8 protein-coding genes are annotated in these 11025 nt (G+C 66.7%); 5 read left to right on the top strand and 3 right to left on the bottom strand.

Annotation, left to right across the window (positions count from 1 at the left end; all coding sequences use genetic code 11):
• Positions 1-567: type I methionyl aminopeptidase (gene map, locus ABS73_RS16435; RefSeq protein ID WP_286693564.1), on the bottom strand; the 567-nt coding region annotated here is incomplete at its 3' end.
• 323 nt (positions 568-890) lie between these two features.
• Entirely contained in the window at positions 891-1451 is a 561-nt protein-coding gene (locus tag ABS73_RS16430) for a hypothetical protein (protein ID WP_277023687.1), read from the bottom strand.
• Between the two features lie 435 nt (positions 1452-1886).
• On the opposite strand from ABS73_RS16430, the gene ABS73_RS16425 reads away from it, so the two are divergent.
• Complete coding sequence (locus tag ABS73_RS16425) at positions 1887-2588, top strand: thermonuclease family protein (protein WP_277023686.1); 702 nt, start codon at positions 1887-1889, stop codon at positions 2586-2588.
• 34 nt (positions 2589-2622) lie between these two features.
• Here ABS73_RS16425 and ABS73_RS16420 read toward each other — a convergent pair whose 3' ends face one another.
• Positions 2623-3243: an SOS response-associated peptidase gene (locus tag ABS73_RS16420; protein ID WP_277023690.1), complete on the bottom strand. Its 621-nt coding sequence runs from the start codon at positions 3241-3243 to the stop codon at positions 2623-2625.
• A 287-nt stretch (positions 3244-3530) separates the two neighbouring features.
• Between ABS73_RS16420 and ABS73_RS16415 the strand changes: the two genes are divergently transcribed.
• The 4 genes from ABS73_RS16415 (at position 3531) to ABS73_RS16400 (ending at position 10809) form a co-directional block, all read left to right on the top strand.
• Positions 3531-4286 (top strand): ImuA family protein, encoded by a 756-nt coding sequence (locus ABS73_RS16415; RefSeq protein ID WP_277023685.1) that lies wholly within the window; start codon positions 3531-3533, stop codon positions 4284-4286.
• Positions 4201-5733: a Y-family DNA polymerase gene (locus tag ABS73_RS16410; protein ID WP_286693563.1), complete on the top strand. Its 1533-nt coding sequence runs from the start codon at positions 4201-4203 to the stop codon at positions 5731-5733. Before ABS73_RS16415 ends, ABS73_RS16410 begins: the two co-directional genes overlap by 86 nt.
• A complete protein-coding gene (locus ABS73_RS16405) occupies positions 5730-8987 on the top strand; it encodes an error-prone DNA polymerase (RefSeq protein WP_277023682.1) in 3258 nt (1085 codons plus the stop codon). The genes ABS73_RS16410 and ABS73_RS16405 overlap by 4 nt, the downstream gene beginning before the upstream one ends.
• Positions 8988-9372: 385 nt before the next feature.
• Positions 9373-10809 (top strand): DUF6880 family protein, encoded by a 1437-nt coding sequence (locus ABS73_RS16400; RefSeq protein ID WP_277023681.1) that lies wholly within the window; start codon positions 9373-9375, stop codon positions 10807-10809.
• The last annotated feature ends 216 nt before the right edge of the window (positions 10810-11025 follow it).

Raw genomic sequence — 11025 nt, 5'->3', positions numbered from 1 at the left:
CCGGTCGCCCCGGGTGGGCCAGGTCGGGACCTCCTCGGGGGCCTCATGCAGGGCCTTGCCGACCCCGTGGCTGGCCAGGTTCCGGATCAGCGTATAGCCCCGTTTCGACGCAAAGGCGCCGATGGCGTTGCCGATCCCGGCCAGCGGCTTGTCATGCCCGACCTGCGCGATGCCGATCTGCATCGCGCGCCTGCCGTCGCGGCACAGCCAGTCAAGCAACGGCGGAGCGGGGCCTAGGCAGAAACTGGCCCCGGTATCGGCGAAATAGCCGTTCAGGGACGCAGACACGTCGATATTGACCAGATCGCCCGCGGAAAGCACGCGCGCGCCGGGGACGCCATGGGCGATCTCTTCGTTGACACTGATGCAGGTCGTGCCGGGGAAATCGTAGGTGGCCTTAGGGGCCGATATGGCGCCCTCGCGCTCCAGCAGGTCGTGGCCGATGCGGTCCAGCTCCAGCGTGGTCATGCCGGGCTCCATGGCCGCCGCCATCGACTGCATGGTGTTCGCCACGATCCGGCCAATCGTTCTCAGGCCGTCCAGGTCATCTTGGTGCGTGATTGTCATGTCGTATCTGTAAAGGGATGCAGGAGGATCTCAACATGTTAACTCAAAGTCGCAGTCCTGTCGGGTATGGCAGGGCCCCCCCGCCGATTCCTTCCTGCCGGTAGCCCATGGCAGATGCGGGAGAGCTGAACCGGTGCCAATGGCGTCTGTCACCATCTCTCAGCCGACCCGGCAGCCCAAGCCGTAGCCGTGGCTCGGTGAAAGACCGCTTGCCGCGCTGAGGTTGGTCGGTCGGACAAAATCAACATGGCGGTTGGACGGGCCTGTCCGTCGACGCTGACCAGACAAAGGGCCCGCGCCCGAGACAGGGGCGCGGGCTCTGGTCACATCGCGTCTATCTGCTCGACCGCCGCGCGGCAGGCGTCCTCATCACCCGCCGCGAGAGCCGTCCGGGCTTCCTCGATCAAACCGTCGTGGTCGGCGGTCGGTTCGGTCGCGTCGGTATCGGGGGCGGCAGCCTCGGCAGCCTCCGCAGCGGTGGGTTCACCATCCTGCTGTGCCTGGACATCCTGACCGGACATGGCGACCTCGGTCCCCGCCTCAGCCTCCGTCCCTTCCAGAGGCGCAAGCGATCCATCCTTGGCGATCCCGCCATCGGCTGTGTCTTGCGACGCGTCCGAGGACGCGGCGTCAGGTGCGTCCGCGGTCGCGTCCGTCACTGCGCCCGCGCCGGTATCGGGCGTTTCCAAGGGTGCCAGGGATCCGTCCTTTGCAATGCCTTCAGCCGCGCCAGCCTCGGGCGCGGTCGACGCGGCGGTTTCGGCACCCATCCCCGTCTCGCTAGTCAGACGGGCCAAATCCTCAGCACAGTCCGCACTTGCCATACCGGCAAAGGCGCAGACCGCACATCCGGTCAGCCAGGTGATTGAGTTTTTCATCTTCATCTCCCATGAATCCCCGTCTCCTCCTCCGGAGACCGCAGTGAAAGCGGCAACCGACGCTGATGTTCCAGCGGAATGGATTAACTTTTACTGTGACCGACGTCTTCGCATAATCATGGCAAAATGGCTGGACGGTCTGGCTTGCGCTAAAAGCGTCCAGATCCGCTCAGGGGCATGTCGGTCCGGTTCATCGGGGTTTCCTCGGTCCGTGGTTGAAGCTTACAACTCGACCGAGAACCGACGACCAATGGCTACCGCAGTTACACCGCCAGCACGGCGGAAATTCCCACCACTTCTTAGACACTACCCTTTTCGCCCCGCACATCGACCGACATAGGCTATTTGAGGACGACAAAACTTGGATGGCGGAACTCGTTCAGCAGCATTTGAACGAATGAGCGCACCACGCAGCCACGGCTTCGCTCTAGAAGTCTTGGCATGGCCTACTTGCAAATCCTCACTACCTTACTGTCACCATTACCCTGCCTCGCGGCGCTTTGGTTGGTGAGTATTTCGCCCGCCCACGGCCTCGACCTTTCCGGCGCAATACAGACAGGACCAGTTGAAGTCGTGGATGGCGACGGCTTGCGGCTAAACGGGAAGACCATCCGTCTCCACGGGATCGACGCACCCGAGCGTGAGCAGACCTGTCATGACGCTCACGGATCTGAATGGCCGTGCGGAACAGTCGCCACCAATCGCCTTGCCATGTTCGTCCGAGACAAGTTGGTCACCTGCACCGAAGTCGGTCGCGACCGTTACGACCGAGTCGTAGCCCTGTGTAAGGCGGCGGGGGTCGACCTTGGCGGAACGATGGTGGCGGAGGGTCTAGCCTGGGCTTATCTTCGTTACTCCGATTCTTATAACACGGTGGAAGCCTCTGCGCGGCAACAGGCGATCGGGATCTGGGCGGCATCAAATCAGCCGCCTTGGGAGTATCGGGAGACGGCCGGGGTTCGACCTTCCAAGGTTTTGGGATGCCTGATAAAGGGTAACATCTCGCAATCCGGCGCACGCATCTATCACAGTCCCGGCGGCCGCAGCTACGCAGCGACACGGATCAGCGAAGCCAATGGCGAGCGCTGGTTCTGCAGCGAGGAAGAAGCGCGGACCGCCGGGTGGAGAGCGCCGCGGGGTTAGACCGTTCACGGTATCCGCCCGACCGCCCGCCCGTTCAGATTGCCGCGTCGACCAGTCTCAGCGCGCCATCCGGCAGCGGCCGTTGCAATTCCTCGGCCTGGATGCCGTCCAGCCAGGCGCGCCATTCCTCGGGGCAGGTGAGGATCACCGGCATCGCCTTGGGATGGATCGGTGCGACCTCGGCGTTCGGCGGACAGGTCAGGAAGGCGTAGAGATCGTCGGTCGTCTCGCCATCCTTGACCTTGCGGAGCGAGGTCCAGCCGCGGGTCTCGATCCCGGCGAAGAACATCGTGGTGTCTGCGTCAGCCGGTGCGAACCACTGCACCCCCTGCCCCTTGCCGCGCGGCTCCGAGAAGCTGGTGACCGGCACCAGGCAGCGATGCCCCTGCCCCAGCCAGCGCCGCCAATGCGGCGAGCCGAGGTTGCGCACATTGGTGACGCCCGGATCGCGCGCGGTCTTCAGGACCGACGGCGGCGATGGCATGCCCCATCGCGCCTTGACCAGCTCCGGCCCTTCATTTCCATTCCGAATGATCGGTGCCAGCTGATCGGGATAGACGCTGCCGGAGGCCAGATTTCCGGCGCGGTCGGTGAGCCCATCGATCAGACGGGTCAGTGCCTCCTGCGAGGTCGTCACGTTATACAGATTGCAAATCGCCCTGCCCTCGCGCTGGTCTGCCTCCCGTTTTGAGCCTGCTTTCTTCCTGCGTCAATGACGTGAACGCCGACGCGATGACCCTGGCGGGGACCAGGATGGATCAATCTCCCCGGCTCCCGGTGACTTATCCCCCGCTTTGTATCCAGCCTTTCCAACTGCTTGTGGCGTCGTCGCCCAGGCGCCCGATGGAACGCACGCCGCGCCGGTTGACAGAACGGCACGGCAGGAACAAAACAGGAACTAATCAGACCTGTTCATCGCCAACTGCAAAGGAGCCCTGTCCCATGCCTGCCGTCCGCACCGCCTTGGCCGAATTGCGCGCCCGGATCGGCGAGATCGACGGCACGGGAGCGCGCCAGCACGGCGTGCTGCCCTTCGGGGTGCGGGAGCTGGATCGGCGCCTGCCACAGGGCGGGTTATCGCTCGGCGCGCTGCACGAGGTTGCCGGCGGCGGCCAGGGGGCCGTGGACGGCGCGGCGGCCGCCTGCTTCGTGGCGGGCATCGCCGCGCGCATGAAGGGCCAGGTGCTGTGGTGCGTGACCCAGGCCGATCTCTTCGCGCCGGGCCTGGCGCAGGTGGGCCTGCCGCCCGAGCGGGTGATCCATGTCGAGGCCGGCGACGACATCTCGGTCCTGGCAGCGATGGAGGAAGGCCTGCGCCATGGCGGGTTGGCCGCCGTGGTCGGCGACGTGGCGCGGCTGTCGATGACCGCCTCGCGCCGGCTGCACCTGGCGGCCAAGGGGTCGGGCACCATCGGCCTGGCACTGCGGCGTTGGCGGCGGCAGGCGGATGCCAGCGATTTCGGGCAGCCTACCGCGGCGATGACCCGATGGCGGGTGTCGGAACTGCCCTCCGCCCCCCTGCCCGTTCCGGGCGTGGGCCGAGCGCGTTGGCTCGTCGAGCTGATCCGGGCGCGGGCCGGGGATTCCTTCGATCTCGAACTGGAGGCATGCGATGGCGCGGGTCATCTCCGTCTTCCTGCCGATGTGGCCGATCGATCGGCGGCAACGGCAGGCGGGCGTCTCATCGCCATCGGCTGAGGGGCCGCTGATCATCGTGGGTCGCGTGGGCAACCGGCGGGTGATCACCGCTGCCTGCCCCGCCGCACGCGATCTGGGCCTGCGGACGGGCATGACGGTCAGCCGGGCGCAGGCGCTGGTGCCGGATCTGCGCATCGAGGCGGACGAAGCCGCAGCGGATGCCGCGGCGCTGGAGCGGCTGGCGCTTTGGCTGCTGCAGCGGGTCGCACCCATCATCTCGGCCGATCCGCCAGACGGGATCGTCATAGACTCCACCGGCGCCGATCACCTGCATGGCGGAGAAGCCGCGATGCTGGAGGCGCTGGCGGGCAAACTGGCGCTTTCCGGCATCACCGCGCGGCTAGCCCTGGCCGACAGCTGGGGCGCAGCCCATGCGCTGGCGCGATATGGGACGGACGGCGTCACCATCGTGCCCCCTGGTGCGTCGGACGCCGCGCTGGCGCCCCTGCCGCTGGAGGCGCTGCGCCTGCCCGTCGCCACCGCGGCCGGGCTGCGGGACCTCGGCTTCGAGACCATCGGCGATCTGATGGACCAGCCGCGCGCGCCCCTGACGCGTCGCTTTGGCGAGGCCCTCTGCCGGCGTCTGGACCAGGCGCGGGGGCTGGCCTCCGAGCCGATCGCACCCCTGCGCCCGGAGGGGCTGATCGAGATCCGTCGCGCCTTCGCCGAACCCATCGCCGCGCCCGAGACCATCGCCCGCTATATCGGCAAGCTGGTGGGGCAGCTCTGCACCGAGCTGACTGCGAAGGGGCTGGGGGCGCGGCGGCTGGACCTGCTCTGTTCGCGGATCGACAACCGCACCGAGGTGCTGCGCGTGGGCCTGGCCGTGCCGCAGCGCGACCCCGCCCGTCTGACCCGGCTCCTCTGCGACCGGATCGTCACCCTCGATCCGGGTCTCGGCATCGAGATCATGACCCTGACCGCCACGATCGCGGAGCCACTGGTGCCGCGGCAGGCGGCCACCTCGCTTCTGCAGGAGGCGGCACCCGATCTCTCCGGCCTGATCGACACGCTGTCGAACAGGCTTGGCGCCCGGTCGGTCTTCCGCTTCGCCGCGGTGGCCAGCGAGGTGCCGGAACGCGCCATCATCCGCATCCCGCCGCTGGCGGACACGGCAACCTCCGGCATGGACACCTGGCCAGACCACTGGCCGCGCCCCTCGCGGCTGCTGCCCCGTCCCGAGCCGATCGAGACCATGGCGCTGCTTCCGGACCATCCGCCGCGCTGGATCCTCTGGCGCGGCGTGCGCCGCCATGTGCAATGCGCCGACGGGCCGGAACGCATCTTCGGCGAATGGTGGAAGCGCGACGCCGAGGCCCAAGCCGTGCGCGACTACTTCCGCATCGAGGACGAGGCCGGAGCCCGCTACTGGATCTTCCGCCAGGGCGACGGAGAGGACCGCGCCACCGGTTCGCATCGCTGGTTCCTGCATGGAATGTTCGGATGACGGGGCCCGCCTATGCCGAGCTGCAGGTCACCTCGCAGTTCTCCTTCCTGCGCGGCGCCTCCTCGGCCGAGGAGCTGTTCGCCACCGCCGCCCTGATGGGGATGGAGGCCCTGGCCGTCACCGACCGCAACTCCCTGGCCGGGATCGTGCGCGCCCATGTGGCCGCCAAGGAGACCGGCGTCCGGCTGATCGTCGGCTGCCAGCTGGACCTGACCTGCGGCATGTCGCTGCTCGTCTATCCGACCGACCGGCCGGCCTATTCCCGCCTCTGCCGATTGCTGTCGGTCGGCAAGGCGCGCGCCGGCAAGGGCAAGTGCCACCTGGAATGGTCGGACGTGGCCGCCGCCTGCGAGGGCCTGATCGGCGTGCTGATCCCCGACCAGGCGGATGATCTCTGCGCCCTGCAGTTGCGCCGGATGCGCGAGGCCTTCGGTGACCGCGCGCATCTGGCCCTGACCCTGCGCCGGCGCCCCAACGATCAGCTGCGGCTGCACGAGCTGTCGAACCTCGCCGCCCGCCTGCGCGTGGCGACCGTGGTCACCAACGACGTGCTGTTCCACGAGCCTGACCGCCGCATCCTGCAGGACGTGGTGACCGCCATCCGCCACAACACCACTGTCGACGCCCTGGGCTTTCGCCGCGAGCGTCACGCCGACCGCTATCTGAAGACGCCCGCCGAGATGCACCGGCTGTTCACCCGCTACCCCGAAGCGTTGGCCCGCACGGCCCGGATCGCGGAGGCCTGCCGCTTCTCCTTGGACGAGCTGGAATACCAGTATCCCGAGGAACGCGACGATCCCACCGTGACCGCCCAAGCCACGCTGGAGCGGCTGTCCTGGGAGGGCGCCGCCGAACGCTATCCCGAAGGCGTCCCGGCCGAGGTCACGGCCAGCCTGCAGCATGAGCTGCGCCTGATCGACCGGCTGGACTATGCCCCCTACTTTTTGACCGTGAACAGCATCGTCCGCTTCGCCCGCTCGCGCGGCATCCTCTGCCAGGGCCGGGGGTCGGCCGCGAACTCGGCCGTGTGCTTCGTGCTGGGGATCACCTCCATCGATCCGGGGCGCAACGACCTCCTCTTCGAGCGCTTCGTCAGCGAGGAGCGCCGTGAGCCCCCCGACATCGACGTGGACTTCGAGCATGAGCGGCGCGAGGAGGTGATCCAGTGGATCTACCGCACCTATGGCCGCGACCGCGCCGCGCTGACCGCGGTGGTGATCCGCTATCGCACCAAGGGTGCGCTGCGCGACGTGGGCAAGGCCCTGGGCCTGCCCGAGGATCTGATCCGGGCGCTGTCCAGCCAGATCTGGGCCTGGTCCGAGGAGGGGATCGCCGACGACGAGCTGCGCGCGCTGAACCTCAACCCGGATGATCGCCGCCTGCGCCTGACGCTGGAGCTGGCCGCCCTACTGCGCGGCACGCCCCGGCACCTCAGCCAGCATCCGGGCGGCTTCGTGCTGACCCATGACCGGCTGGACGATCTGGTGCCCATCGAGCCCGCGGCGATGGAGGATCGCCAGATCATCGAGTGGGACAAGGACGACATCGAGGCGCTGCGCTTCATGAAGGTGGACGTGCTGGCCTTGGGCATGCTGACCTGCATGGCCAAGGGGCTGCAACTGCTGGTCGAGCACAAGGATATCCGCCACGATCTGGCGAACATCCCGGCCGAGGATCCGCGCACCTATGCGATGATCCGCAAGGCCGACACGCTCGGCACCTTCCAGATCGAGAGCCGCGCGCAGATGTCGATGCTGCCGCGCCTCAGGCCACGCACCTTCTACGACCTGGTCGTGCAGGTGGCGATCGTCCGCCCCGGCCCGATCCAGGGTGACATGGTCCATCCCTACCTGCGCCGCCGCGCGGGACAGGAGGCCGTGAACTTCCCCACCCCGGAACTGGAGAAGGTGCTGGGCAAGACCCTCGGCGTGCCGCTGTTCCAAGAGCAGGCCATGCGCGTCGCCATCGAATGCGCGGGCTTCACACCGGGCGAGGCCGACCTGCTCCGCAAATCCATGGCCACGTTCAAGTTCACCGGCGGCGTGTCCCGGTTCCGCGACAAGCTGATCGAGGGGATGGCCGCGCGCGGTTACGACCGCGACTTTGCCGAGCGCACCTTCCGCCAGTTGGAGGGCTTCGGCAGCTACGGCTTTCCCGAAAGCCATGCCGCGAGCTTCGCGCTGATCTCCTATGCCTCGGCCTGGCTCAAGTGCTGGCATCCGGACGTGTTCTGCGCGGCGCTCCTGAACAGCCAGCCGATGGGCTTCTACGCCCCCGCCCAGATCGTGCGCGACGCGCGCGACCACGGGGTCGAGGTCCGCCCAGTCTGCATCAACGCCTCGCATTGGGACTGCACCCTGGAGCCGCTCGGTGACGGCCGGCGCTTCGCGGTCCGGCTCGGGCTGCGGATGGTCAAGGGCCTTGCCAACGTCCATGCGGCAGCGATCGTGCTGGGCCGCGCCGACCAGCCCTTCGCCTCGGTCGAGGATCTCTGGCGGCGCGTGCGCACCCCGATCGCGGCCCTGACCCGGATCGCCGAGGCGGACGGCTTCCGCCCTGCCCTGCGCCTCGGGCGCCGCGAGGCGCTGTGGCACCTGAAGGGGCTGGCCGACGAGGACCTGCCCCTCTTCGCCGCTGCGGATGCGCGTGCAGCGCCACCGGAGTTCGCCGAGCCTACCGTCGCGCTGCGCCCGATGGCCGCCGGGCGCGAGGTGGTCGAGGATTACGGCCATACCGGCCTGTCGCTGCGCCGCCACCCGGTGGCCTTCCTGCGCGAGGATCTGACCCGACGCCGGATGATCCCCTGCGGGGAGGCGATGGCCTCCCGCAACCGTCGCCGCTGCGAGGTGGCGGGCATCGTGCTGGTCCGCCAGCGCCCCGGCTCCGCCAAGGGGGTGATGTTCATCACGCTGGAGGACGAGACGGGCATCGCCAACCTGGTCGTCTGGCCCAAGATCTTCGAGGCCAACCGCCGAACCATTCTCGGCGCCGGAATGATCGCCGTCGCGGGCCAGGTGCAGCGTGAGGGCGAGGTCGTCCACCTCGTCGTCCACCGCATCACCGACCTCTCAACTGACCTCGCCAGCATCGGCCAGCGCGGCGACGCCTTCCCCCTCACCCACGGCCGAGGAGACGAGTTCAGGGCGCCGGCCGGGAGCCTGCCGGGCAACGCCGGCCCGCCGACACCGCGCGACATCTACATCCCGGATCTGCATATCGATACCGTCAGGGTGAAGGCGAAGAATTTCAGGTGATCATTCTCTCGCAAGCGAACCGCATGACTCGCACGCTGCTACCGCTGGCGGCCTCCATGATGCGCGTGGCAATGACTAAGTTCGCCATCTGTTTCCTCCTCATGTCGGGTTGTCTAGTGTTTGCGCAAGAAAGCCAGCATCGCTCCCCCTGCAACCTGCGACGCTGGCCGACCGCGAAAGGAACCATGATGACTTAGCCCGATCCGTGCCGCCGGCCAATCGTGTGCTGCTAAAGGGAACCGGGGCGCTTCATGCGCGCGCAAAAGCGCGTCTGGCTCCCAACGTTCGTTTGTCTGCCAATAATTATCCCGAGGCGAAGTTGCCTTGAGGAGCATGCCCTGTAGAGTGGCTATGATTCACAGAAGCAGCACTTGACGTCAGCAGCATGTCCAAGAAGACTCTGAACAAAGCAAATCTAGAGCATCTGGGGGCTGAAAAACTTGCCGAACTGGTGATGGAGCTGGTTCAAGGCAGCGCGGCTCTTCAGCGGCGGGCCAGGATAGAGCTCAGTGCCGCGCAAGGGTCCAAAGACGTCGCCGCCGACATCCGCAAGCGGTTCGCGTCGCTGCGGCGCTCGACCGGTTACCTGGACTGGCGCCAGCAAAAAGCGCTGGTCAAGGATCTCGAAGGTCTGCTGAGCGCAGTCGAACACAAGGTTGCTCCAGATGATGCCGGTGAAGCCTTCGAGCTTCTGTGGTCGCTGCTGAAACTCGCTCCTTCGATCCACGAACGCACCGATGACAGCAACGGCGCGATCGGGAGCGTGATGGCTGATGCCATGGACCTGATCGCCAAGGTCGCACCCCGGATTTCGCCGGATCGGGAGATCTTGGCCGAGCGAATACTCGAGGCCGTTGCCGAGGCGGGCTATGGCGAATTCGATGGCATCATTCCGGCAACCGCAGAGACCTTTGGAACAGAGGGCCTCGATTACTTGAAGCAAATCACCGAGGCTTGGGCCGCGCAGCCGCCGACCGCACAGGAACTGGCCAGATACGCGGGCTACCGGTTCTCAACCTCGTCGGAACAGATTGTTCAGCGCAACAAGGAGGCTACCCGGTCGATCATTCTGGCCGATATCGCCGACGCACAGGGCGATGTCGACGCCTACATCGCCCGCTACTCGGAGGAGCAGCTAACCTACGGGACCATCGCCCCCGACGTCGCCCGCCGGTTGCTGGATGCGGGCCGCGTCGAGGAAGCCTTCGGCATCGTTGACTGCGCAAGAGCGGCCGAAAGCGCGCAGTCCTTCAGGATGCTTCACGACGACCTCGAGGAGGTCTACGAGGAATGCCTCGAAAAGCTGGGCAAGATGGATGAGCTGAAGGAGCACCTGTGGAACGCGTTTCAGCAGAACCTGAGCGGACGCAGTCTTCGGAGATACCTGAAGCTGCTCCCCGACTTCGAAGATATCGAGGCAGAGGAGAAGGCTCTGGGCATTGCCGAAGCCTTTTCCGATACCGATGCTGCGATCAGCTTCCTCGTCGACTGGCCCGCTCATGAACGTCTGGCACGGGTTGTGATTGCGCGGGCGGAGGAGTTGGACGGAAACTCCTATCACACCCTGACGACTGCGGCCGCCGCTCTCGAAGCCCGCTATCCATTGGCCGCAACACTGATGCGACGTGCCATGGTTCAGGATACTCTGGATGGCGGGAGGTCCAAGCGATACCGCCATGCCGCTCGTCACATTGCGGAATGCCAGGCGTGCGATGCAGCCATTGAGGACTACGGCCACGTCCCCACACACGAGCAGTTCGTCCAGGCACTCAAGAAGAAGCACGGCCGCAAGTATGGGTTCTGGCAGCTCGTCGACGCGTAGGGTTCGGCCCATTGCAGCCAGACAACCCTGGTCGGGCGCTGCCTTGCAGCATCTCCAGACCGGACGTTCGTGCTTGGCGCAGCGAGATCGACGGGTCACAGTCTGCTTTGCGGGACAAGGACGAAGCCGCTCCGCGGCATTGGCGCTCTCGGCTGATGGCGCGCGCCGCTGATAGCGATGCGCATTTGGCGATCTGCCTGACCTGACCGACGATTG

Source organism: Paracoccus sp. SCN 68-21, assembly GCF_001724535.1.
GTDB lineage: Bacteria > Pseudomonadota > Alphaproteobacteria > Rhodobacterales > Rhodobacteraceae > Paracoccus > Paracoccus hibiscisoli.
This window is presented reverse-complemented; position numbering and strand designations above follow the sequence as displayed.